The following is a 23,236-nucleotide window of genomic DNA, read 5'->3' as shown; positions in this document are numbered from 1 at the left end:
ATGGCATTTCAAATTTTATTAAATGTGTTTCTCGCTTTTTGCTGGATGTTCTTGAGCAATAATCCAAGCGCCGCAGGATTTATCACAGGCTATATTCTGGGAATGCTCTCTTTGTTTTTCTTCCGGCGCTTTTTTACTCGCCAGTTTTATCTATGGAAAATGATTTCTATCATCAAACTCTTTTTGATTTTTTTAAAGGAACTATACCTTGCCAACGTCAGTGTAATGAAATCCATTTTATCGCCAAAAATGAATATCAAACCGGGCATTTTCGCTTTTAAGACTGAACTGACGAAGGATTGGGAAATTACCCTGCTTTCCCTGCTCATTACATTAACACCCGGAACCTTGGTGATGGATATTTCCGATGACCAGACAATACTTTATATTCATGCGATGGATATTGAGGATGCGGAAAAAGCCATTTTTGATATTCGTGAGTCATTTGAAAAAGCCATACAGGAGGTGAGCCGCTGATGTTTACGCTGATCCTGCAACTCGCGCTCGGCATTATGGCAGTGTCTACCTTTTTGTATGTCATTCGTGTCATTAAAGGGCCGACTGTGCCTGACCGGGTAGTGGCTCTGGATGCAATCGGCATCAATCTGATTGCGATCACGGCGCTTGTCTCCATTTTGCTGAAAACAAATGCGTTTCTGGATATTATTTTGCTGCTGGGCATTTTAGCATTTATCGGAACCATTGCATTTTCCAAATTCCTGGAGAAAGGAGAGATTATCGAAAATGATCGAAATCGCTAAGGTCGTTGTGGCTGTATTCATTTTGCTTGGCGCTCTTGTATGCCTTGTTGCTTCATTTGGGATACTTCGCCTTCCCGATGTGTTTACACGCTCTCATGCTGCATCTAAAGGCTCAACGTTGGGCGTCAATATGATTCTGCTCGGTGTCTTCTTCTATTTGTGGTTTGTGACGGGGAACATTTCCGCTAAAATCCTGCTCGGGATTCTGTTTATCTTTATTACGTCGCCTGTCGGGGGACACTTGATCTGCCGTGCCGCGTACAACTCCGGCGTCAAGCTTGATAAGAGAAGTGTACAGGATGACTACAACGGAATCAGAAACTTTGTGATTAAACGAAAAGAGGATTCTTACTTATAAAAATAAGCAGCCGGACAGGCAGAGTTCCGGCTGTTTTTTTATTTCTTGATGACAGCCAGCGTGCATCTGGATATACAGATCAGCCTTTCTTGCTCGTCATAAATGTGAATTTGATAGACAATCGTCGTTCTGCCTGTATGAACCGGCTCGGCTACCGCCTTTACCGTTCCTTCCTTGACGGGTTTCAAATGATTGGCGTTAATCTCCAAACCGACACAAGCTTGTGTTGTGTGATCAATCAGATTTTGCGCACCTGCGCTCGCCGCGGTCTCTGCCAGCGCCACTGAAGCGCCTCCATGCAAATAGCCGAACGGCTGCACCGTCCGATGATCCACCGGCATGACCGCAACGCATCGTTCCGCTGTGTTTTCAACAATCTTAATTCCAAGCGCTTCAAGCAATGTGTGTTTCGTGTCCATCCTATACAACTCCCTTATTTAAAGTACACCGTCTGATTTCGCAATCAAAACCGCTTCCGTTCGGGAACCGACATTCAGCTTATTGAAAATCGATGTCAGACTGTATTCAATGGACCGCTTGCTCAAATGAAGCGCATCTGCGATTTCTTGGTTTGTAAACCCCTTTTCAACTTCTTGAAGAATCAGGCATTCTCTAGGTGTGAGCACATCTTGTTCTTTTTGAGAGGAAGGAGCCGGCTTTGTTTTTTGCTGAGTCATCAGCTGTTTAAAGTAAGCAAAATCGACTAAAATTTCTCCGTTGAGTACGTGGTATATGTATTGGGTGATCTTTTCTTTAGATTCCGTTTTGCTGATGGCACCGTGCAGACCCGCACGAATCGCTTCCTCAAAATAATCCTCAACCTCGTAACCGGTATACACGATAATTTTACAATGAGGATTCTCTTGTAAAATCTGTTTAGAAAGCTCCATCCCATTGATCTCGCCGCCTAAATTCAGATCCATTAAAATGAGATCATATGACGAGAAATCATGCTGTTTGATAAACTGTTCGCTCGGTTCAGGACTGAGACAATCAACAGACAGATTCGAATCCGTTTCCAAAATTGTCTTGGTGCCTTCCATGACAGCCGGATGGTCATCAATCACTAGTATCTTTTTCATGTTTTCCTCCCTTTTACTCACTCTTTTCCATTTTATAAAAAAGACTTGGCTTGTGCCAAGTCGTTTCCGTTATAAAACCATTACAATTCGATTTCAATATCAGCCTTAAAGCCCTTTCCTTCACTTGTTTCAATCCGAAGGCGTCCATCTAAAGCCCTGACTCTCTCTTTAATGCCGGAAAGCCCCATACTCATGGAATGCTCATTATTTTTCTCTTGATCAAATCCTACACCATCGTCCTCATAATGAAGAACGATCTTGTTTTGAATACTGATCAGCATAATCAGCACATCCGTCGCCTGAGAATGCTTGACCGCATTAGACAGAAACTCTTGAATGATCCGGTACAAATTCAGCTGCGAATCCAGATCAAGCGAAGCCGTAAATCTGCCGGTATTTAAACGGATATGAAACGGAACCCGTTCCTGCTGCTGAGCCACCAGCTTGGACAGCGCCTTCACAAGCCCAAGATCATACAGAAGCTGAGGCCGCAGTTCATGACACGTCTCCCTCGTCATCGAAATCACATCAGACATCTGCTCATTCATCTGTACAAGCTTGTCCTGCACATCTTCCTGGCACGGATTATCATCCTTCTTAAAATCAGCCAAAAACAGCTCGCACTGACGTTTTAATGAAATCAAATCCTGAAGAACGGAATCGTGGAGATCGCGGGCGAGATCAGAGCGTTGTTTTTCTTCGATGGTGTACATGAGTTTTTTGAGCCAAACTGGGTTTGATTCTTGTTGTTTTAAATCTTCAAGATGCACCATCAATTCTTCGATTTTCATCACATTTTCCAATGAAACATTTGTATAAAACGCTAATGTTTGAAGCCATGCAATTTCATCTCTTGTTAATTTAAAAGTATTATAACTTGAGAAACAGAGTACTAAAGATGACCTGTCTCCTCGTTCACCTATTTTAATAATAAAACCCTGTTTAAACTCTCTTATTTCCCCGATCTCACCTGAGAAATTTTGGACATATTGCTCAAATTTCTTATAAGTTATATCTTTGAAGTTATTCTTGCTAATAAGTGTAATTTCCCCTTTAGAATTATCATACACACAAGCATTATCTATGTTTAGTACTTCTAAGATTGTATTTTTAAAATGATTAAGTACTTGATCTACCGACGATGCTTGCTTTATTAACTGAGTAAATTTAAAAATTCCATCTTGATAATTAAATTTCTCTGTGAATCTTTTCAACTTGAAACGAAAGTCAATGATCTCTTTAAAGTAAAAAACAGCAAACATAAGAAAATATATTACAATTGTTAGTTTAACGGAATAGAAGTTATCTTTTGGTTTCTGGACATAATTAAATATGGTGACTACAATCACAGTAGGTGTAATGGCTAAAAATCCATAGTACTTAAGCCGTCCTACAACAAAGTCAATATTGTAAAGTCTATTGGTCATAAACTGATATACTAAAGAAAAAGGTATAACAAGTGTAAAAGCTGCCAAACTAAAGGGTGAAAGATACGTATTAAACAACACATATGGGATAACAAAAAAGATAATAAAAGGACTAAAAGCAAGAATATTTGTATAAGAAAGTACCTTCAAAATTGATTTTTGCTCATTTTGTTTAATTTTTCTTATCCCTTGATGGATAAGAATAGATACAGTAAGAACTAAGACAAAAAAAGAAATTAAGTTCAGGTTAGACAAAAAAGTCGAAGAATTTAATCTATTACCCATAATAGCTTCTAATAACAAGTTTATTAGTGGAAACATATACATAATGATTAAAATCTTCTTTTTGAATAACTTAGTGCCTAATTCAGCAAAGTATTTATATATAAAGTGAATATATAAAATTGGACAACTTACTAAAGTTAGGACAAGTAGGTAAGTGCTAACCTCTTCACCTTTTCTTGCCCCACAGGCACTTACATACGCTATTGGTACAAATAACAAAAATAAAATTAAAACAAAAGCGGAAGATGATTTTCTAACTTTATTTATTCTGTAAACAAAAAATATACAAAATAAACAGATTGAATAAGAGATGATTGGAATGAGATACATAAATAAATTCTCTTCACTTATTAAGCTTACATTTTGTAAATGAAATGATTTATTATCTCTCTCAACAATTAAACTTTCTACATTGACCAATCTTCCGCTTTCTAACTGGACTTCACTGCCTTTTTCCCCATTCACTTCAAGAATGATGTCACCCTTTTTCACACCCGTATAATATTCATCTGTATAATCTACAACGTTGGTGACCTCTAACTTACCCTGTTCATTAATCTTCACATCCGCTCCTACGAAGATGTTAAAAACAGAAATATAAGAGAGGTAGATAACATAAATAAAACTTAAAATGATAAAAGCTAAAGACAAATACTTAAAGAAGTTAATATTTCTTTGCATCACATCATCCCGTAATTATATAAAACTTTTTCTTTTATCATCCTCAAAAAAACTACTGATAGCTTCTATTGGAGGCCAATTGCTTGTTCTTGGCACTTCTCCTTGTTCAAACGCATATAATAATGCTTTCTTTTCTTTCTCATTTATATTTAGCAAGGTTAAGTTCCCATTCTTAAATTGATCAAACGCTTCGGGATTATTTACTAGATGGCTTATGATTTTATCAATATGTTTCAATTTATATTCCCCCTTAATAATTGAACAAATAGTTTATTCTTTCTTTGTTCATCTAATCTCAGTTTTTTAAATGCTTCCTTAAAATTTTCCAATGCTAAATTTTTAATAACATTTAAATACAGTATTACTCCTGAATCACGTAACTTCCTTTTCAATTCATTCAAATTATTTATCATATTATTTTCTTGCGCATAAAAATTTAATAAGTCAATTGATGATTGGTTATATTTATTTTTTAGATAGTAGAAGGCAAGAGTGTGTCTTGTTTTCAAGTCATTATTGTCTGGATAATAAAGCCCATAGTGATCATTCGCAATTTGCTCGACTACGCCCAAATAACGTGAATATTCATCGACTATTTCATTATATTCTTCAGTTGCCAAATAAACACCAAGGACACTTGGCAATGTCACCAGCGAACCTGACTTAGATTTAATCATCTCAATATACTCTGATTCTGATGAGACTTTTAAATTCAAATCAACATGTTGCCCTTGTAAAGATTGTAGTGAATATTGTAAAGTCAGACTTAAAAGTGTTGGATTGTTAGAAACTGAATTTATTACTTGCAAACTCAATGTATAAAGTGCGGTAGTTGCATTAATGACTATAGAAGGATCTATTTTCATCCAAGAAGCCTGAAGATTGTCTTTATCTTCAATATCGTCAAAAATGTCAGCAGATAAAATTAAAAGTTCAATACCGGAAGCCAACAACTCAATTGCTGTATCATCTTTTCCGTCAAATGCTATGTAATGGTTATAAGCTAATTCAGCAAATGAAAATTGTTTTTTTTCTTCAATAAATGATATGAGTTTTGCTTTCAAGTCCTCATTTAAAATATTTTCATCTACAATCTCCTTCATTTTCTCCTTGATCCGGACAGAATCTAAACATATCTGCTCAATAACGACTTCCCCCCTCCCCTTCCATTTTACTAAATGGGCTATCCAAAGGACAGCAGGTTTTTCGTTTTTTAACAATCATATAATACTTTATCCTTTATTTGTATATGTAGAACGAAAAAAAAGACTTGTTTCCAAGTCTTTTTCACGAAATTTTCATTGCATAATTGTATTTATCGAGCTGATCAATGCTTTTGTTAATGTTTCGTAATGAATCTGTCGTTTCTTTAATATCAAGTTCGAGTCGGAATAACAATTGTTTTACTTCTTCAAGTTTCTTTTCCATCGTTTCCACACTCCTTTTTTTGAAAGATCAATGAATTGTGTATGGTGAACGAGTCCTAGGTATTTGATCTGTTACTAATAGTGTATCTGCTTTCAGGTTATTTTTCACCGAAAAGTATGCAAAAAAGTCCTGCGTGACACCGCAAATATCAATAGGTCTTTATGCTCTAAGGGATCACAACGAGAACGGGACTTTATTTCTATGTGAAGGAGCGTATATTTCTGCTGGAATTGAGAAAGATTCTTACTTCCCTTGATTTGAACGCATTTCGCATTTTAACTAAGTAAGACTATAGTCCTCCGTACTGTATTTTCAAAATTGAATACGCGATTCTTGCCGTATCCTGACCGACAAACACCGAAAAGACCGCAACGCTAAAGTTGTGGCCTTTCGCTTTGTCATATTCGGCGATTAGAAATCTATACATATAGAAACATCCCTTTTGAGTGAGGTGCTCCCATGAGATATCACTATCCTTGGTTTTACGCCTATCCGTATGAGATACGCCGCCCGCCTGCTCCTGACGGCAATACAGATACCTTTATCCGTTCAGCGAAGCAGGCCGCAGGAATGTTCGCGGATGCCCAGCTCGTTCTCAGCCGCATTGCGGGCTCGCGGGAGCTCTCGCGCCGCATCCTGACCGCAGCCGAGCAGTCAGATAAACAATCTGTAAAGCGCCTGATCAAACAAATGGGCGTACGGCATGAAGTGGATGCGGTCTTTAATCCCGACGGCATTTATATCAGCCTTATCGGGGCGCAAAGCCGAATGATTCTTGCTTTGCGGTGGTCAGAAGACCGCAATCATTTTGCGTCCATCAGATGATGACACCACTCCAGAGCCTCAAGATAACACTCATACGCTTCTTCTTTATCCAGTTCTTTGCCTAATTCTGTATGAGTGTCCCAGTTGTTGCTTTCAATACATTTCACAAGCTCAAGCATGTGGTAGTAGTCGTTTTGATGACCTAATAACGCTTTTCCGACTTCATCTTTTAAAGGCAATTCTTGAATAATCTCTTCTATTTCTCTATGCAGCAGGGTGTCTATGAGAGAAAACATTCCGATCAGCATATAAGAAGCAGGCTGCGGCCGGGCTGTTTTTCTCGCCAGCAGTTCACAAAGCTTTGCTCTCATCAAAGAAATCTTAATGATTTCGTGCTTGCTGGAATGCCCTTTTCTGCTTAAATCCTTAAAGGAAAGAATGTATATCCACCGTTTGATTTCATTAAATCCCAGCAGCATAATAGCCTGCTGAATGCTTTCAATTTTCTGGCTCAAACGGCTGTGGGATGAGTTTAAAAATTTTAAGATTTGATAGGACAGTGATAAATCCCGCTCTATGTACTCTGTTACACGCTTTATGTTAGGCTGCTCTTTGCTCAATTCGTTAAGCAGTTCATAGTATGAATAGAAATGAGTCGACAAATCATGCCCGCTGATGATGCGCGGCTCGCTGAAAAAATAGCCCTGAAATAATTGAAAGCCGTCTTGGGCCGCCTGTTTATATTCTTTTCTGGTCTCAACTTTTTCCGCTAAAAAGATCAAGCCTCTGCAGCCGTAGGTTTGCAAAATTTTTCTGCGTTCCATTCGGGTTGTTTTAAGAAAATCAATTTTCAATATATCAATATAGCTCATGAGCTTTTCCAGTAAGTCTTCATTTTGCGGGTTTATTGCATAAAAATCATCGAGCGCCAGCATATACCCCATTTTTTTCAGTTCTTTGCATCTTGAGATGAGGGCCGGCGTGATCGGTATATCTTCAAGGATTTCAATGACAAGCTGCTTCGGATTAAAGGAGGTGGGAAGATTCGAAAACATCAGGCTTTCCGTAAAATTAACAAAACAGCGTTTCCCTTCCGTCAGCTTCTCAATTCCGATGTTTAAAAAGCTGTTAATCACCAAATCTGCTGTTGCCTGGTCGCCGTCTTTAGCGCTATAGACATTCTCTTCGCTTTCTCTATACAGCAGTTCATAAGCAACAACCTGTTCTTTTCTATTAAAAATAGGCTGTCTTGCAACAAACACCCTCATTGATTTATCCCCCTTACACTACGCGCGGCGTTCACTCTTAAGTATATCAAATAATTTGACGAAAATTGTCTAAACATGAAAAATAATATATTCATAAAGAAAACTGGCCTCTTCGCGAACGAAAGGCCAGTTTTCTTTATTCTTCTTCAAGTTCTTCATCAAGTCTGCTTTTCACTTCGTGAATCCGTTGCATTTTATTGCTCCAGCAGTCCTCGCTTAAATCAACCGGATATTCTTCCGGCTTGCTGATTCTCTTATATTCCTCCCACAGCAGGCTGAGGTTATCCTGTACATACTGCTGTATGTCTGATATCTCAGGGTTTTGGTAGCAAAGAATACCCTTTTCAAAAATCAGCTCATGAAGATCCTTCGCATAAAAATTGGTGACAAATTTACTGATGAATGTATGAACCGGGTGGAACATTCTGAGCCGCTTCTGATCATTCACCTGCTCATCATAAAGCGCAATATAGTCACCTTCAGAATGATGATTGGACTGATTGATAATACGGTACACTTTCTTTCTGCCCGGTGTCGTCACTTTTTCAGGATTGGAAGAAATTTTGATCGTATCGACCAGTTTCCCGTCTTCTTCAATGGCAACAAGCTTGTAAACCGCCCCGAGAGCCGGCTGGTCATAGGCTGTAATCAGCTTCGTACCGACACCCCAGACATCAATGCGCGCTCCCTGAGCCTTTAAATTCATAATGGTATGCTCATCCAAGTCACTTGACGCAATGACTTTCGCGTCTGTAAATCCTGCTTCATCGAGCATTTTCCGGGCTTTTTTTGACAGGTACGCCAAATCGCCGCTGTCAAGGCGGATGCCAATAAAGTTGATGCGGTCTCCGAATTCCTTGGCAACCTTAATCGCATTCGGCATGCCTGAACGAAGCGTGTCATACGTGTCTACTAAGAAGACGCAATCCTTATGCGTTTCCGCGTATTTTTTGAAAGCTGTATATTCATCGCGGTAGGCCTGCACAAGCGCATGCGCATGAGTGCCGGAGACCGGGATATTAAAGCGCTTTCCGGCTCTTACATTGCTTGTCGCGCTGAAGCCGCCGATTAAGGCTGCTCTCGCTCCCCACATGGCCGCATCCATTTCATGCGCCCGTCTTGTTCCAAATTCAAGCGCGACTTCATCGCCGATGACGCCTTTAATCCGGGCAGCCTTTGTTGCGATTAATGTTTGGTAGTTCACAATGTTGAGCAAAGCCGTTTCAATCAGCTGCGCTTCTACAAGGGGGGCTTCCACCCTCATAATCGGCTCATTGTTAAAAACGAGTTCTCCTTCTTTCATGGAATAAAGTGAACCTGTAAAAGTTAAACCGCGCAAATATTCAATAAAATCTTCATGATACCCGAGTTCTTCCTGTAAATAATTCAGGTCGCTATCCGTAAACTTGAAATTTTCCAAGTATTCGATGGCTTTTTCCAAGCCCGCAAATACCGCATAGCCATTTTCAAACGGAAGCCTTCTGAAAAAAAGCTCAAAAATCGCTTTCTTTTCATGAATGCCGTCCCTCCAGTAGGTTTCGGCCATATTGATTTGATAAAGGTCTGTATGTAATGACAGGCTGTCATCTTTAAATCCATACTCTAACACTGTTTTTCCCCTTCCTTACTCTGCCACTTGCGCTCCGATGCTGTTTGCAAAATGGGAAAGAGCCCACGTATGCCCCTCCTGATTAAAGCTGGCAACAGCCTGTTTATGCACAACAATCCGGAACCCTTTGTTGTATGCGTCAACCGCTGTATGCAACACACAAATATCTGTGCAGACGCCGGCAAGATGCAGTTCGCCAATCTGCCGCTCTCTGAGTTTAAGCTCTAAATCAGTACCCGCAAAAGCAGAATATCTCGTTTTTTCCATGTAGTATACGTTTGGTTCATGTTCATGTTTCTGATATAGAGGCAAAAGCTTTCCGTACAGATCTTTTCCATCCGTGCCTTTAATATTATGCGGAGGAAAAAGACGGGTTTCAGGGTGATATTGATCCCCTTCATGATGAGAATCTACTGCAAATACGGCATAATCACCGTTTGTGATGAAGTCTTCAGTCAAATTGACGATCGCCTCTTCTATCATTCTGCCAGGCTCTCCGCAAGTCAATTTTCCGTCACTCGCCACAAAATCATTCGTATAATCTATACAAATAAGTGCTTTTTTCATAGCTGGCCTCCCCGCCATCAGTATGAGAACATTATATCTTATCTCCAGTTGTAAGGGAATTGCCATCAATAAAAAGACAAACGATCCGTTTGTCTCTTAAGATTTCAGCACTGACTGGTTAAAAATGTCATCCTGAATATATATCAATTCACGATTTACAGCGGTGTCAGCCGCAATGACAAGGCCTAGAGGCGTATGAAACTGAAGATCCGATACGATCTTGAAGTGCACTCCGTTCCGGTTCGCCATTTGGATATAAGGAGAGTAAGACTGATACTGAAGCTCTCCATTAATCAAAAGGGTGATGTTTTTGCTGTTTTTGAGCGCACGCTCCGCTTCTTCATACGGTTTGCTTCTGAGCACCTGTCCTTTCGTCAGTGCCAAAAGCGTTCTTTCCCTTAATGAGCCTAAAAACAAGTGGCGCTCGTCAGGCTTTGTTTCCAAGGGCCCATACATTCCTTGCTGCAAATAGAGATCCATTTTATCATCACTCAAAAGCTCGTCCTCCCGTCTTGTTTGTCTTCATTATCACCTGATCAGGCAGGAGCTAAACTTTCAAGGGCCGCTTACATTTCTGTTACCCAATGAATGATTTTTTTGGCCAGCTCACCTGCCGTATCTTTCTCTGTATGCCGGCGCAAAGAAGCTTCCAGCCGTTCAGGCAGAGCTGCTTTATCTTCTTCATAAGAAATGATCGTGCTCCACTCCAGCTGAGGAACCGCTACAAGCGTACGCAGTTCTTTTCTGTTTTCATGCAGATACACGTCTGTGATCATTCCGGTTTGCGTATTGATATTCGCTTTTCTTATTTTCATAACATGACCTCTCTATTCAAAGACTACCCATATTATACAATAAAAAAGCAACAGCCTCCCCTGAAAAGGCTGTTACCCGTTAAACGAAACTGTTTCATCAATGATATCGGCATCTTTGAAGAGCGTTTTACTCGTTTGGTTATTGATGCTCACAAAATCACCGAGCTGAAACGCCCCCGAGCCCACGCCTGAGTGATCGACGCTTTTCGGCGAAATCGCAAACACATCTCCAAAACTGGCCGCCGCATCACCTGATATTGACATAATATAAATCGGACCTACAATCGCAGGCATTTCCCCACCTCCGCATTGATTTACAGCATCATATGCAAAGAGGCGCAAATGGTGCCCGCCTATTCAGCGGGCTTCGCGTTTTCTTCAAGGCGTGACCGCTGGCGCAGTTTGATTAGGCGGACAATATTCAGGAAGAATGCCTTCACTACCGCGTACACCGGCACCGCTAAAATCATGCCGAGAATGCCGCCGAAGCTTCCCGCTCCGATCAACAGTAAAATAATCGTAAGCGGATGCGTATTGAGCCGCTTTCCGATCACGAGAGGAGACAGCAAGTTCCCGTCGAGCTGCTGAACGACGACCACCACAATAATCGCGAACAGCGCTTTGGCCGGCGAGTCCATAAAACCGACAATGACAGCCGGCGCAGCACCGAGAAAAGGCCCGACATAAGGAATGATGTTGGTAATCGCCATGACAATCCCAAGAATCAGGGCGTATGGCACACCGGCGATTAAGTAGCCGATAAAACACGCTGTTCCGACAAAAAGACAGATTAACAGCTGTCCCTGAAAATAAGCCGCAAGCGTATCGGATAAATCTTTAAAAATCTTTAAGCCTTCTGTCCGATAAGAAGCCGGAAGAATTTTCACTGCCAGGTGCGGAAAGCGGTGTCCGTCTTTCAGCATATAAAAAAGGATAAATGGAACAGTGATAATAACAAGCGTGATATTTGTCACGACGCCAAACACCGCAGATAAACTGGACGTGATATTTTGCGGCAGGTTTTGGAGAAAGCTTGTCAACGACTGTTCAATTTTTGATATTGATACATAATCCTGGTTCATCATCCAGGTAAACCATTGGGAATGGGACAAATCGTTTGTCAGCGACTGAATCTGTTTTATATAATCAGGAAGATTGTTAAACAGCCCGGTCACTTGCGACGTAATGACAGGTCCGACTGCCGCGGAAACGAAGGCCAGCAAACCGATAAATAGTAAATAGATCAATAGAATGGATAAGGTTCGCGGAATTTTTTTTTCAAGCAGGCGGACGACCGGATTAAAAATAAAATACAAAATTCCCGCTATCAGCATCGGGAAAAACAGTGTCGAGATAAAAACAATAAACGGCTGAAACACAAATGAAACCTTTGTTGCTACATAAATAATCAGCAAAACAAATAAAATCTGCAATGTCCAAAAATGGACTTTTGATTTCAACAAGCTTTGTTCCTCCTAGTTTTTCTTTGTTTGTCAGATAAAAGGGCTTATACCCATCATTGTAACAAAAATGAACTCATATCAGAACTCTTAATGTGATGAAAGGAGTGTTGGTGATGAAGGCCGTGACATACGATAAAGAGTCAGAACTGGCTTATATCCACCTTCTTCCTCCGAATATGCGCGGGAATGTACAGTCGGAGGAGCTTAAAGTCAATGATTGTATCCTGCTGGATATCGGCCTAGACAGCAAAATTGCCGGATTCGAATGTTTTGGTGAGGCAGCTTTGCTCTGTGCCCCGTTTGCCGGAACATCCCGGATATATGTAAAAGATGCAGACGGCTATCATTTTCGTGTCCGTCAACATACTTCAATAAGTTCCAGCTATACAGTGTACGGCGTTACTTTTTGTTTTTCAGATGCCCTCTATCAGGAATTTGCCGGATTTGATCTTGACGAAACGATGTACCACAGTGCGTTTTTGCAGCGCTTAACTGAAAAATAGGACGTCACGGTGTACGCCTATTTTTCATGCGCAAGCACTGTTAAACCCGCTCACTGTAATCTGGCGTGACGGAAATCATGTGCTGGATTCTGATCAAACAAACGGAATTTCGGGCTCCTTCAATTGTGATATGGTCAGGTTTTACATCGATCAGTCTGCCTCTGACCGTATCTCGTACTGTCTGTATAATGAACCTTGAGCCGATGAGCTTTTTAATGGTCTGATAGACATAAGGATCGACTAAAGAGACCAGTTGCGGACTACCTTGGTTGACCATACTTCAATCCCCTTTTTAAGTTTTATCTCAGCTTATGCCGTTATTATGGATAATGACACAGGCTTTCCTGATAAAACCAAGGGGTGCGGAGACTATAGGAGAAGATGTTTGGAAGCGGGTGTAAAGGAAATAGCGGTGAAGCGGAGACAGCGAAGAAAGCTGGCGCTGTTCCGTGTATAACAAGCGGGACTTATACAGACTTTATCGTCGATGCCTGAGTTTGGTCGATTAATTGATCCAGCTTTTCTATTTTTTTACGTGCCGTTGAAGAATCAATCTGGCGGTAATGATGTCGGCCGCCCGGCTCTTCATCAAGTTCGTCCGCTTTTTTGACAATCTGCTGCAGCGTGTTTTTATCTAATTCGCCTTCAGGCAAATAGGAATCTGTATGAAGTAAAATGGCAAGGGCAATCTCTTTTGCCGCTTTCGGTTCCTCGCCAAGCCGAATCAGAAGCTTATGTGCCCGTTCCGCCCCTTTAATGGCATGAATGTCATTTCTTTTGTATTTCTCATAATCCCACTTGCCGTCTGTATACCATTCATAATGGCCGATGTCATGCAGCAGCGCCGCTTTCGCAGCTAAATCAGGGTTGATGTCAGCTTTTATAGACAGCCTGTACGCATGGTAAGCGCAGGCAATCGCATGTGCTACGCCGGAGCGCTGCATATATTTTTGTGCAATTGGATGGGTGAAAACATCCATTAATGTAACCTTTCTCATGGAAACCCCTCCTTTAGATATTTTTAGAATCCTAACATAATTTGCAGAGAAACTCAATTCTTATGTCACATCATTTTATCTTCTTATCATCATTGTTATACCCTAAAAGCAGCGTTTCAGTCAGTATATGCGGCTGCTCAACAAAACGCGCGGGCGATTGCCTTTTTAATCAAAAAAAGAGCAGAAAATGTCTGCTCTACAAAAACTCTTTCATATCGTAAATGCGTCCGTTTTCCGTCCCTTTTTCTAATAAAGAAAGAAGCGTGCCGGCAATAAAGGCCGGACTGCGAAGGCTTCCTGTTTCATTTAACTTCCGGAATCGTTCAATGTCGTGGAAATCCTTTTTAGATGAAGAACGGATGACGGCTTGCATCTCAGTGTCCATCACACCTGGTGAGAAGGAAATCATGTTCACCGGCAGTTCTTCATCCTCTTGTTCAAATCCGAATGTCCTCGTAAACATGTCGAGCCCGGCTTTTGAGCTGCAATACGCGCTCCATCCTTTGTATGGATTTTTGGCGGCGCCTGACGTAATGTTGACAACCGTCTTTTTGCCGCTGTATAAAGCAAACCGTTTTGTAAACAGCTGACTCAAAAGCACGGGCGCTGTCAGGTTCAGCTGATAATGGCGCTGCAGCTCGTCACGAGACGCTTCGCCGGCGCGTTTGATCGGCGTTACCATTCCGGCGTTATTGATCAGCGTAATACCTGAATAACGATCCTGATTAATGGATGAGAGCAACGTTTCAAATTGCTGTTCAGCTTCTTCGAGATTGATGAGGTCTATTTGATGCTGTGTCAGTTTTTCATGAGAGACATCAGCTTTTGTTCTGGATAAGGCATGGACTTCATGGCCCTTCTCTAAAGCCTGTAATGCAATGGCTTTTCCCAGTCCTTTTGACGCTCCGGTGATGATATAAAGTTCCATTTGAAACCTCCTCCTTCCGTTCCTATTGTACGGTACCGCTTTTGCACAACACAAGCACGCTGTCTACACCTTTTTGTTCTCCTGCGCTGTGACTTTTGGGATGAGGAACACAATCCCTGCAATTCCGAGCAGAATCAGCACGACATACAGAATCGGAAGCAGCAGTGAAGATGTTGCTTGTTCTTCCTTTGTTTCCGTGGATGACGTCTTTGTGATTGGTTTTTCAGCAAACGTAATCCCGAGCTGTTTCGACTGGGCCGCAATCGTGTTGGATTCCTCGGCATCTGTTGATGTAAACAAACCTTTTATCAGCTCGGCGTCCTTGTCCTCCGGCTTATCAAAGGTAATATCCTTCTGTTCCTCAGGCAGTTCTGTTTTCTCTTCATAGTAGGAATCTTCATGCAAATAATTCGTATCGATTTCGATGTCTTTTTTCTCATATTGGTTTGGCGCGACATCTGTATTTTCTTCGGTTTCGGCAGCGGCGGCAGAGGGTATGAAAAGGGAAAAGGAGAACATACAAATCATGATCCCCTTTTCCATACTGCGATTACGCTTCATACGTTTCATCGCTTTCTGCTGTTTTTTCGGCCATCAGCCGGATCACAAGCGGCAGAGCCGCGGCAATCACCGTAATGACCAGCAGAACTGTTATTCCCATTGTAAACAAGTGCCCTGTGCCGTACTGGATGTCGATAAATACTTTCGAGACAGGATCTTCAAATGTAAAGTTCGGCATAATCAAATCAATAAGCGGTGCGACGTAGAATAGAATCATTGCCGCTGAAGCAACCCATCCAGGAATTGATCCGAATCTGAATGCCGCCCGGATGAAGGCAGAGCTTGCCACGAGCAAGAGAATCGTAAATACAGACCACTTGATCGTTTGATCGTCCGGCAGCGAATAAATATTCAAACCGAACAAGCTGATCATCAGTCCGACAAGGATATTCAGAATGCCGAATAGCGCTCCTTTGACGAGAAGCGGCGCGTTTTGGTAATACGAGCTGAAATAGCCGATTAACAAACTGCTGATCAATACAATGACTAGAATAACAACCGGCGGCACCGTCTGCGTTTTTTCTTCCGGAACCTCTCCGCTGATTTTAAGCGGATTCGCCAAGTAATCATATACATAGCCGTTGTTTTGCCCGTCTACTAATGTATTTCCCAATATGCCGTATACATCACTGCGGACAAGCTTTGTGGAGGCGACATTTTTCCCCCAGTTATTGTTTAATGTGTCAGCTTTCACCTGAACATCATTGACGCTTTGCTGCATGTTGGTTGTGTAATCAATAATGCCTGACTGGCGATCAGACAATGACCCCATCATGTCAGACATTTGCAGCACTTCCTGGCCGACCGTATCTTGGACACTCAGTGCCATTGTGCCAGACAGCCCGTCGTTACTGAACGTCGCCGCTTCTTGCGTTGCGCCTGTTACCAGCTGTTCCGACGCTTTTGCGGCGCTGTCAGAGATGTTCGTCAGTTCGTCGAGAACACCTGCTTGAGAGTCACGGATAAAGCCGCTGTAGTCTTCCGTGAATTTGGTCATGCCGTCGATGAAGCTGTTAATGTCTTCATCCGTTAGCATCATGTTGTTTTTGAGATCCTCCCAGCTGGCTGATTCTTCCGGTGTGAGAGCCAGGATGGATTTGACTTTGCCCTGCTGTCCGTCAATGGCATTGTTTTTCGCAGAGCTGTCAACCGTTCCGGACAATACAGAGTCATAAACGGATAAATATTTAAAGTATCTCATTAAAGCGTTAATGTTTTCTGTATTGATTTCCCCTTGAAATTCTTTTTGATACTGTAGCTGATCTTTATTTTCTAGCTCTCGAATCATTTTATAAATTCCACTATTATACACCTGATCATGCATATCTCTTAACTGATCTTCTAAATCATTTACTTGTTTCTTCAATTTAACAATTTCATCATCTAGGTTGTCTATTTTCTCTTGCAATTCTTTTAATTTCTTATCTAGCGCTTCATTATGGACAGTTTCTTTTTCTTTGAGCTCTTCTTCAATTTGCTTGATTCGCTCAGACGCTTTGCTGAGCTGTTCTTTTGCTTTTGCGATATCAGAAACCTCATCGTTTCCTGTTTGATCTTCGTCCTCAGGCTGCGTCGTCCCGCCGTCGCCTTCGGTATCGCCTGAATCTCCGGCTCCATCTTCATTTGCCAGCTGGATCATTTGAAGGGTTGCGTCAGATGATGCAGTTGGTTCGGCAGATGTGTCCGTTTCGGTTTGTCCGCTGTCTGACTCGCCGTTAGAGGCATCGCCGTTCTGCTCCTGGCCGTCTGTTTCCTGCTGCTGGCCTTGATCCTGAGTATCGCCGTCCGTTTGTCCGCCAGTCTCGGTATCACTGCTGTTATTGTCTTCTCCAGAATTATCATTTTGATCATTTGGAATCGTCCCGTCTCCATCATTATTTCCGGAATTTGTATCCGGCTCTGGAGTAGGGTCCTCTTTTTCAGGCTCCTTCAGATTGTCTGAAATATCCTGAATATCAGCAGCGATGTTTTTCAGTTCTTCACGCTGTTTTTCAAGATCAATTTTGAGTTCTTCAGGGTCTACTTTCTTCGGGTCTTTACCTTCATCATCTGAACCATTACCTCCATCAGGCTGCGGGCCACCTTTGGCATCAGTAAGCTCCTTGCGCGCATCAACAAGCAGCCCGTATACCTGGTTTAATGCAGTTTGTCTTGAAGCGGCCTGATATTGTTCAATTAAATTACTTTGGATTTTTGCCATGCCAAGCTCCTGCTGAGGAACTTGTCCCTCTCTCAGTTGCTGGGCATTTGCCAACACTGTACTTGTTTGTACAAGCTGTGTTTTCGCTTGGCTGATTCCTGTTGCCAGTCCGCTCATGCGTTCGCTGAACTGATTGGCCTTTTGCTGCGCTGAAATGGCATCCAGTCCTGTCTGGATTTGCTGCTGAGTTGAATCCTGGGCTGCCAAAAGCAGCTTTTTCTGATTTTCTTGATATTCTTTGTATCTTTCAACGGTATCAACGAAATCTTTCAGCGTGTTTTTGGCTTCTTCCGCTGTTGAAGCTTTTTCTTTTGTCGTGCCTTGCGCTTCATTCATTGATTTCTTCAGCTCATCGATTAAGTCTTTTTGCTGTTTGATTTCACCTGCTAAATCATTTGAGCTAGGTTTGTAAAAGTTGTACATGACATTTTGGAATTCAGATTCTTTATTGACGATATTGTCAAATTCTCCTCTGATGTTGTCCACTTTTTGTGAAACAAAATTCCAGTATAAAGCCGACATTTTTTTATTCATTGTCTTTTGCGCATCCTCAAGCTCGCGTTGCACTTTTTCTTTGTTGACCGCATTCAGGTTATCTTGAATGCTGAATTCGAGTGTTGCTTTTTGAGGATGATCTTTGTCATAACTCAAAATGTTTTTTGAGAAATCTGAGGGAATGTAGACGATCGCATCGTATTTCTTTGATGCGAGACCTGTCTCGGCCGCGCTTCGGTTTAGGACCGTCCACGAATAATCAGGGCGTTCTCCCAGAACGGCAGCTACTTCTTTGCCGAACTGGGCGGATCTGTCCTCTTCATCAGACTTCACCTCTTCACTCAATACGCCTGTGTCTTCGTTCACCACCGCGATTTGCCGCGTTGAATTGGCTACTTTTTTCGCCGGGTCTTCTCCGATAAAACGGAAAAACAAAACCGGCAGCATCAAAATGATGATGACGGCGGATATTAACTTGATCAAGCTTTTTCGTTGTTCTGTCATCTAGCACTCTCCCTTTCAGCAGAACATAAAGGAATTTGAACTTTTTGCTCCTTCCCGTTTTCCACAACATATCCGAAGCCCGGCTGAATCTCAGGCTCCTGTCTTTGGTATGGAAGAGGAATGACATTTTGTTCAGATTTTTTCATCAGCAGAATGGCGTGGCGGATTTGCTTCATCTCTGTCGTCAAGGAGTCATAGCCTTTTGAGAATTCACTGTGGTTTCCGCCCGGAATAAAGCTGAAGCCAAGATGCGCGTATGATTTCATGAAGTTTGCCAGACGATCTTGTATTCTCGTATCAATTGTTTGTTGGAATCTAGTAATTCCGTCAATCATCAGCACCACTTGTGAGAATCGCAGATTTTGCGCGTCCCCCTGACGGACAGCTTCTACATACATGGCTTCTCTTGTTTTGAAAATGTCTTCTGCTGTATCGATCCACTGCTCAATGTCTTCTTTCGTTTCCAAGTATGAGACATCTGATTCCTTCGCATAATGGGATAAACCGCGGTCAATCGAGTCAAACAGGCCGATCATTTCGGTTTCATCATCAATCAGATGCTCAAGCATGACTTTTAAGACGTTTGTTTTCCCGCGCTGGGTCTGGCCTAAAATCAGGCAGTGCTTATGCTTGCCCACATCAAAATAGACTGGGCTGACTGTTTCTTCATGAAGCCCGATCGGTACAGATAACGGCTTGCGTTCCAGCTTGAAGTGAAGAGAAAATTCTCTCGTCGACAAACTCTCAGGCAGCATCGGAATCGGTGCCGGCTGCTCCAGTGAAGCAAAGCGCTCCTGAAGATGCTGAACGTCTGCTTTCAGCCCGTTGAACATGCTGATGTCATCATCCGCGTCAACAGGAAGGAACATTTGCGCGAAATAAAGTTCTTCCTTTTGAATGATGACGCGCCCCGGAATCGGTTCAAGATTGAACTTCGGCCGTCCATAAATCGAATATCCCTCAGATTGATCCATGAGATAGTGGACAACCTTGGTTTTCAGATTATTTAACAATGATTGGCGGACAGCATTCACCCGCGTTGCTGTCATCATGAAGTAGATGCCCAAACTCTGCCCGTCTCTGGAAAGCTGGACAAACTCCGATTCAAGCTCATGCATTTCATCCTTGACGATGTCAAAGTTATCAATGGTGATGAAAATGAACGGAAGCTCTTCTTCGCTCAGCGCATTGTACATTTTAATGTGGCTGATTTCTTTTTCCCTAAACAGGCGTTTACGGCGGTCAATTTCTTCCTTGATCCGAATCATGAACTTTTCAATTTTTCGTGATTGGTCCATCAGGAAGTAGTCCGCGGTATGCGGCAGCTTTGCTAATGGCAGAAGCGTCCCGTTTCCGAAATCAAAGATATAGACATGAAGCTGTTCAGGTGTGTATACGTCCGCAAAGCTCATCAGGAACGTTGCGGCGGCAATTGATTTTCCGTAGCCGGAAGAGCCAAATATGCCGATATTTCCGTCTTCCATCATCTTATAAGCAATTGGCGCCTGTCTTTGCAGATCAGGTTCATCGACATACGCGAAGTGGAATTGATCTTTTTCGTCTGATGGGAAAAGAGTGCGCGGGATACGTTCCGCGAGCGGCGGCAGCCATGGGCTTGCCAGCTTCTCGATTCCCATTTCATCTTGGATGCGTTCAATTTCATCAACTATAGCTTCGATTTCTGTTTGAACGTCTTTTTTCGCGATATCTTCGGTATCCACTTCAGAAAGCGGGATCAGGCCCGTATCCGTGACGATCGCGATTTCGTCCTCTGTTCCGTAGACTTCCTCTAAGTAAGGCGCACCGCTCCAAGCGGATTGGAACAGCTCGTACACTTCATTGTTGCCGACCTGCAAATACCCGCGTCCTGTCACGGTAATGTTGGCGGCATCGCTGTTTTTCAAAATTTCTTTACTGTCGGTGGCATCCTGAACCTTCAGCGCCACTTTAAAGCGCGAGTTACTCCAGATTTGGTCGTCGATGATGCCGCCCGGCTTCTGTGTCGCCAAAATCAAATGAACGCCCAGGCTTCGCCCGATACGCGCGGCACTGACAAGCTCCCTGATAAAATCAGGCTCCTCGCTTTTCAGCTCGGCGAACTCATCAGAAATTAAGAACAAGTGAGGCATTGCCACTTCCGCTTTCCCCTGCTTGTACAGCTTTGTATAGTCATTGATGTGATTGACTTGATACTGATCAAACAGGCGCTGCCTTTTTTTCAGCTCGCTTTTAATCGAAGCGAGCGCACGCATACTGAAGTTTTTGCTTCCTTCAATATTCGTGATGGTGCCGAGCAAATGAGGAATGTTGCGAAACGGCTGCGCCATTCCTCCGCCCTTATAGTCAATTAATAAGAAAGCCGCTTCATGCGGGTGAAAATGCACCGCAAGTGACAAAATGTAGGTCTGGAGAAATTCACTTTTTCCTGACCCCGTTGTCCCCGCAAGCAGCCCGTGCGGACCGTGGGCTTTTTCGTGAAGGTTCAGATACACAATGTCATCTTTCCCCTTATAGCCGATCGGCACTGATAGCGACTTCGCCGATTCACTCGTCAGCCATTTTTGCTGAATGCCGATTTCCTTTACTTCCTTCGCATGGAAAAGCTCCAGGAACGATACCGTTTCCGGAATGGAATTCGTAATGCCAACCTGGTGATTCAGCGTCCGCAGCGTGCGTGAGAACCGTTCGTTGTCCCCGCGCTGATGATGATCGAGGCGGAACGGAATCCTTACCGCTTTTTTCTTTTGTATTAAGATGTCCCCTTCATGCTCATTGATGTAGCGGACAAGAGTCGTAATATTTTCCGACAAGCTTTCCTTTGTTTCCGCGGCAACAATTGTAGAGATACCCAGATGTTCATGCTGCCCTTCTAAATATTCGAGAATGACGTGCTCTGAGATCAGCTGCTGATTCGTGATGACAAATACAAAATGCGGTTTGAACTGCAATTTTTCTTTGTCATCTTCGAGATCGCGCTCTCTGATCAATTCATAAAGTGAAGACAGGAGCTGATCTCGGGTTTGCTCATTATAAATAAATCCTTTCGCATAAATATGGGGCATTTGAAATTGCGGCAGCCACTTCATCCACTCCCAGTTTTTATACTCTTCTTCATGAAAAATAAATACGAAACGCAAATCGTGATAGCTGTTGAAGAACGACAATTGTCCGATCAGCTGGTGAATCTCATTTTTCACAATTTGTGCTTTACCGACAAGTCCCATCGGACCTTCCGCCAAATCGACCGTAACCGGCGCATTGCGAATGTCCTTATAGATACGCTGCATGTGCTGCGATTTCTCCATGAGGTCATCGATATCACGATTGGCCAAGTCTCCGCCGCTCATATTGATTTCATAGCTTGATGGGACTGTTCCCGTCCCAATCCGCAGCTGGAGATAATCCTTGCTTTCAAGTGATTTTTCCCAGATCCGGTCACTGATTTCACTTGTTAAGTATTTCATTTGTTCAAACGAAGGGAAATGAAACTCAAGAACCTGCTTTTGCTTTTCAGCAAGCGCCTGAAGTTCTTTCCGCTTGTTGTCTAAGTAAAGCTTATACACACGCTCCCGTTTTTCCTCGCGTTTTTTCCGCTGGTTTTTATCGCGGAAATATTGCACCGTCGAGGTAATGAGGGTCATCATAAACATCGCCAGAGAAACGAGGATGAATATGCCGCGCGGCTGGATGATGGCGACAACGCCCATCACGATCAGCATCACAAGCGGAGGCAGGATGACGAGCCACAGCCCTCTATTGGTTTGATCGCTCTCCTGGGAGGGAAAACTGAAGGACACGCGGTCATCCGGCAGGTCGTACACCATTCGCGGCGTTCTTCTGTACTGCGGATATTTTTTCTGCATCTCTGTGCTCGGTTTGACCGTTTCTGTTAATGCTGTTTCAAATGGTGCAAAATGAACAACTTCTAAAAGGTCTTGTTCCGTCACTCTCATTTGCGTAAAGTTCCAGAAGATTTCATCTCCCGGCTGGAGCGGTGTATTGACGTTGATCTTCTCTCCGTTCAAGAAGACCGTCCCGCTATCAGGCTGAACCGACCAGCTTTGACCGACACGAAGCAAAGAGAACGTGCTTTGTTCTGCAAAAGCTAAATCTTGCGGATTCAGATAAATATCTGCATTCGGGTTTTCTGAAGAACATATGATTCCATCCCGATTCCCCGTAAAATAAACGGATTTCTCCGGCTCATTGCCCGTCAAGATCAAGCGTATATCCTGCTGATCCGTTTGAAGAGAAAATGATGTATCCGGCTCAATCACGCCGAGACCATCATTTCCCAGGAAAACTTCGTATTGGCCTTCAGATTCCTTTCTTTGAAGAGAAATCACTCCGCTTTCAAACGGAATGGTGCCGATCGTAATGGAATCCTTCACATCAGGCCCAATGGTCGCCGGATGGGACGACGGGAGGTCAGACAGTTTCAGTTTTTGAACGTTATTTTGGTAAAAAACCCATAATAGACTCAAATGGCGAACCCCCTAACGGCCAAACGGCAGCATCCGATGACCCGCGCTTCATGT

The 23,236-nt window shown here is 42.7% G+C and carries 25 protein-coding genes; 5 read left to right on the top strand and 20 right to left on the bottom strand.

Features of this window, described 5'->3' with window-relative positions; all coding sequences use genetic code 11:
* Genes V6D41_RS13555 through mnhG form a run of 3 tightly spaced genes read left to right on the top strand, consistent with a single transcriptional unit; the run spans position 1 to position 1,119 of the window.
* Positions 1-477 (top strand): Na+/H+ antiporter subunit E, encoded by a 477-nt coding sequence (locus tag V6D41_RS13555; RefSeq protein ID WP_333518533.1) that lies wholly within the window; start codon positions 1-3, stop codon positions 475-477.
* A complete protein-coding gene (locus V6D41_RS13550) occupies positions 477-761 on the top strand; it encodes a Na(+)/H(+) antiporter subunit F1 (RefSeq protein WP_289347984.1) in 285 nt (94 codons plus the stop codon). Before V6D41_RS13555 ends, V6D41_RS13550 begins: the two co-directional genes overlap by 1 nt.
* Positions 745-1,119 (top strand): monovalent cation/H(+) antiporter subunit G, encoded by a 375-nt coding sequence (gene mnhG / locus V6D41_RS13545; RefSeq protein WP_087993405.1) that lies wholly within the window; start codon positions 745-747, stop codon positions 1,117-1,119. Before V6D41_RS13550 ends, mnhG begins: the two co-directional genes overlap by 17 nt.
* Positions 1,120-1,157: 38 nt before the next feature.
* Here mnhG and V6D41_RS13540 read toward each other — a convergent pair whose 3' ends face one another.
* The 7 genes from V6D41_RS13540 to V6D41_RS13510 form a co-directional block, all read right to left on the bottom strand.
* Complete coding sequence (locus tag V6D41_RS13540; RefSeq protein WP_253268529.1) at positions 1,158-1,538, bottom strand: hotdog fold thioesterase; 381 nt, start codon at positions 1,536-1,538, stop codon at positions 1,158-1,160.
* An 18-nt stretch (positions 1,539-1,556) separates the two neighbouring features.
* Positions 1,557-2,201, bottom strand: coding sequence for a two-component system response regulator ComA (gene comA / locus V6D41_RS13535; RefSeq protein WP_202328144.1), 645 nt, complete (start codon positions 2,199-2,201; stop codon positions 1,557-1,559).
* Between the two features lie 80 nt (positions 2,202-2,281).
* The gene (locus V6D41_RS13530) at positions 2,282-4,594 is read right to left on the bottom strand and encodes a histidine kinase (protein ID WP_333518532.1); all 2,313 of its coding nucleotides are present in this window, start codon (positions 4,592-4,594) and stop codon (positions 2,282-2,284) included.
* A 15-nt stretch (positions 4,595-4,609) separates the two neighbouring features.
* Positions 4,610-4,831: a competence pheromone ComX gene (comX, locus tag V6D41_RS13525; RefSeq protein WP_289347988.1), complete on the bottom strand. Its 222-nt coding sequence runs from the start codon at positions 4,829-4,831 to the stop codon at positions 4,610-4,612.
* Positions 4,828-5,697 carry a polyprenyl synthetase family protein gene (locus V6D41_RS13520; protein WP_333518531.1) on the bottom strand — a complete coding sequence of 290 codons (870 nt, stop codon included), beginning with the start codon at positions 5,695-5,697 and terminating at the stop codon, positions 4,828-4,830. Before V6D41_RS13520 ends, comX begins: the two co-directional genes overlap by 4 nt.
* Positions 5,698-5,881: 184 nt before the next feature.
* Positions 5,882-6,022: a degradation enzyme regulation protein DegQ gene (gene degQ / locus V6D41_RS13515; RefSeq protein WP_003220708.1), complete on the bottom strand. Its 141-nt coding sequence runs from the start codon at positions 6,020-6,022 to the stop codon at positions 5,882-5,884.
* 289 nt (positions 6,023-6,311) lie between these two features.
* Positions 6,312-6,449, bottom strand: coding sequence for a hypothetical protein (locus V6D41_RS13510; RefSeq protein ID WP_176365307.1), 138 nt, complete (start codon positions 6,447-6,449; stop codon positions 6,312-6,314).
* Between the two features lie 32 nt (positions 6,450-6,481).
* Between V6D41_RS13510 and V6D41_RS13505 the strand changes: the two genes are divergently transcribed.
* Positions 6,482-6,847: a hypothetical protein gene (locus V6D41_RS13505; protein ID WP_333518530.1), complete on the top strand. Its 366-nt coding sequence runs from the start codon at positions 6,482-6,484 to the stop codon at positions 6,845-6,847.
* Here the strand turns inward: V6D41_RS13505 and pdeH are convergent.
* From pdeH to V6D41_RS13470, 7 genes are all read right to left on the bottom strand, one after another.
* Entirely contained in the window at positions 6,826-8,055 is a 1,230-nt protein-coding gene (gene pdeH / locus V6D41_RS13500) for a cyclic di-GMP phosphodiesterase (protein ID WP_087993279.1), read from the bottom strand. The two genes, V6D41_RS13505 and pdeH, sit on opposite strands and share 22 nt — an antisense overlap.
* 136 nt (positions 8,056-8,191) lie before the next feature.
* A complete protein-coding gene (locus V6D41_RS13495) occupies positions 8,192-9,664 on the bottom strand; it encodes a nicotinate phosphoribosyltransferase (protein WP_148963969.1) in 1,473 nt (490 codons plus the stop codon).
* A gap of 15 nt (positions 9,665-9,679) precedes the next feature.
* The gene (locus V6D41_RS13490; protein WP_087993281.1) at positions 9,680-10,231 is read right to left on the bottom strand and encodes a cysteine hydrolase family protein; all 552 of its coding nucleotides are present in this window, start codon (positions 10,229-10,231) and stop codon (positions 9,680-9,682) included.
* Positions 10,232-10,327: 96 nt separating this feature from the next.
* Positions 10,328-10,726, bottom strand: coding sequence for a YueI family protein (locus V6D41_RS13485; protein ID WP_333518529.1), 399 nt, complete (start codon positions 10,724-10,726; stop codon positions 10,328-10,330).
* Between the two features lie 71 nt (positions 10,727-10,797).
* A complete protein-coding gene (locus V6D41_RS13480; protein WP_333518528.1) occupies positions 10,798-11,046 on the bottom strand; it encodes a YueH family protein in 249 nt (82 codons plus the stop codon).
* Between the two features lie 72 nt (positions 11,047-11,118).
* On the bottom strand, positions 11,119-11,340 hold the full coding sequence (locus V6D41_RS13475) for a spore germination protein (protein ID WP_087993284.1): 222 nt from the start codon (positions 11,338-11,340) through the stop codon (positions 11,119-11,121).
* 59 nt (positions 11,341-11,399) lie between these two features.
* Positions 11,400-12,509: an AI-2E family transporter gene (locus V6D41_RS13470; RefSeq protein WP_148963972.1), complete on the bottom strand. Its 1,110-nt coding sequence runs from the start codon at positions 12,507-12,509 to the stop codon at positions 11,400-11,402.
* Positions 12,510-12,622: 113 nt separating this feature from the next.
* On the opposite strand from V6D41_RS13470, the gene V6D41_RS13465 reads away from it, so the two are divergent.
* Positions 12,623-13,012 (top strand): DUF2283 domain-containing protein, encoded by a 390-nt coding sequence (locus V6D41_RS13465; RefSeq protein WP_333518527.1) that lies wholly within the window; start codon positions 12,623-12,625, stop codon positions 13,010-13,012.
* A gap of 40 nt (positions 13,013-13,052) precedes the next feature.
* On the opposite strand, the gene V6D41_RS13460 is transcribed toward V6D41_RS13465, so the two are convergent.
* The 6 genes from V6D41_RS13460 to essC form a co-directional block, all read right to left on the bottom strand.
* Entirely contained in the window at positions 13,053-13,289 is a 237-nt protein-coding gene (locus V6D41_RS13460) for a YuzF family protein (protein WP_087993285.1), read from the bottom strand.
* A 190-nt stretch (positions 13,290-13,479) separates the two neighbouring features.
* Complete coding sequence (locus V6D41_RS13455; protein ID WP_148963974.1) at positions 13,480-14,010, bottom strand: HD domain-containing protein; 531 nt, start codon at positions 14,008-14,010, stop codon at positions 13,480-13,482.
* Positions 14,011-14,206: 196 nt separating this feature from the next.
* The gene (locus V6D41_RS13450; protein ID WP_333518526.1) at positions 14,207-14,938 is read right to left on the bottom strand and encodes a (S)-benzoin forming benzil reductase; all 732 of its coding nucleotides are present in this window, start codon (positions 14,936-14,938) and stop codon (positions 14,207-14,209) included.
* Positions 14,939-15,001: 63 nt separating this feature from the next.
* Positions 15,002-15,457: a type VII secretion protein EssA gene (gene essA / locus V6D41_RS13445; protein ID WP_333518631.1), complete on the bottom strand. Its 456-nt coding sequence runs from the start codon at positions 15,455-15,457 to the stop codon at positions 15,002-15,004.
* A gap of 31 nt (positions 15,458-15,488) precedes the next feature.
* Positions 15,489-18,698: a type VII secretion protein EsaA gene (esaA, locus tag V6D41_RS13440; protein WP_333518525.1), complete on the bottom strand. Its 3,210-nt coding sequence runs from the start codon at positions 18,696-18,698 to the stop codon at positions 15,489-15,491.
* Positions 18,695-23,182 carry a type VII secretion protein EssC gene (gene essC, locus V6D41_RS13435; protein WP_333518524.1) on the bottom strand — a complete coding sequence of 1,496 codons (4,488 nt, stop codon included), beginning with the start codon at positions 23,180-23,182 and terminating at the stop codon, positions 18,695-18,697. The genes esaA and essC overlap by 4 nt, the downstream gene beginning before the upstream one ends.
* Between the last annotated feature and the right edge of the window lie 54 nt (positions 23,183-23,236).

This window comes from Bacillus sp. 0102A (genome assembly GCF_036765155.1).
GTDB lineage: Bacteria > Bacillota > Bacilli > Bacillales > Bacillaceae > Bacillus > Bacillus subtilis_G.
Note: the sequence above shows the minus strand (reverse complement) of the source record. Positions and strands in the feature narration are given on the sequence as shown.

Bases quoted from the DNA above. Each gene is read 5' to 3' on its own strand.
- V6D41_RS13550 (WP_289347984.1), top strand. From the start codon at position 477: ATGTTTACGCTGATCCTGCAACTCGCGCTCGGCATTATGGCAGTGTCT.
- V6D41_RS13540 (WP_253268529.1), bottom strand. From the start codon at position 1,538: ATGGACACGAAACACACATTGCTTGAAGCGCTTGGAATTAAGATTGTT.
- V6D41_RS13460 (WP_087993285.1), bottom strand. From the start codon at position 13,289: ATGGTCAACCAAGGTAGTCCGCAACTGGTCTCTTTAGTCGATCCTTAT.
- V6D41_RS13520 (WP_333518531.1), bottom strand. From the start codon at position 5,697: ATGAAGGAGATTGTAGATGAAAATATTTTAAATGAGGACTTGAAAGCA.
- V6D41_RS13450 (WP_333518526.1), bottom strand. From the start codon at position 14,938: ATGGAACTTTATATCATCACCGGAGCGTCAAAAGGACTGGGAAAAGCC.
- V6D41_RS13465 (WP_333518527.1), top strand. From the start codon at position 12,623: ATGAAGGCCGTGACATACGATAAAGAGTCAGAACTGGCTTATATCCAC.
- essA (WP_333518631.1), bottom strand. From the start codon at position 15,457: ATGTTCTCCTTTTCCCTTTTCATACCCTCTGCCGCCGCTGCCGAAACC.
- V6D41_RS13475 (WP_087993284.1), bottom strand. From the start codon at position 11,340: ATGCCTGCGATTGTAGGTCCGATTTATATTATGTCAATATCAGGTGAT.
- degQ (WP_003220708.1), bottom strand. From the start codon at position 6,022: ATGGAAAAGAAACTTGAAGAAGTAAAACAATTGTTATTCCGACTCGAA.
- pdeH (WP_087993279.1), bottom strand. From the start codon at position 8,055: ATGAGGGTGTTTGTTGCAAGACAGCCTATTTTTAATAGAAAAGAACAG.
- V6D41_RS13530 (WP_333518532.1), bottom strand. From the start codon at position 4,594: ATGCAAAGAAATATTAACTTCTTTAAGTATTTGTCTTTAGCTTTTATC.
- comA (WP_202328144.1), bottom strand. From the start codon at position 2,201: ATGAAAAAGATACTAGTGATTGATGACCATCCGGCTGTCATGGAAGGC.
- V6D41_RS13505 (WP_333518530.1), top strand. From the start codon at position 6,482: ATGAGATATCACTATCCTTGGTTTTACGCCTATCCGTATGAGATACGC.
- V6D41_RS13480 (WP_333518528.1), bottom strand. From the start codon at position 11,046: ATGAAAATAAGAAAAGCGAATATCAATACGCAAACCGGAATGATCACA.
- mnhG (WP_087993405.1), top strand. From the start codon at position 745: ATGATCGAAATCGCTAAGGTCGTTGTGGCTGTATTCATTTTGCTTGGC.
- V6D41_RS13555 (WP_333518533.1), top strand. From the start codon at position 1: ATGGCATTTCAAATTTTATTAAATGTGTTTCTCGCTTTTTGCTGGATG.
- V6D41_RS13490 (WP_087993281.1), bottom strand. From the start codon at position 10,231: ATGAAAAAAGCACTTATTTGTATAGATTATACGAATGATTTTGTGGCG.
- V6D41_RS13455 (WP_148963974.1), bottom strand. From the start codon at position 14,010: ATGAGAAAGGTTACATTAATGGATGTTTTCACCCATCCAATTGCACAA.
- V6D41_RS13510 (WP_176365307.1), bottom strand. From the start codon at position 6,449: ATGTATAGATTTCTAATCGCCGAATATGACAAAGCGAAAGGCCACAAC.
- esaA (WP_333518525.1), bottom strand. From the start codon at position 18,698: ATGACAGAACAACGAAAAAGCTTGATCAAGTTAATATCCGCCGTCATC.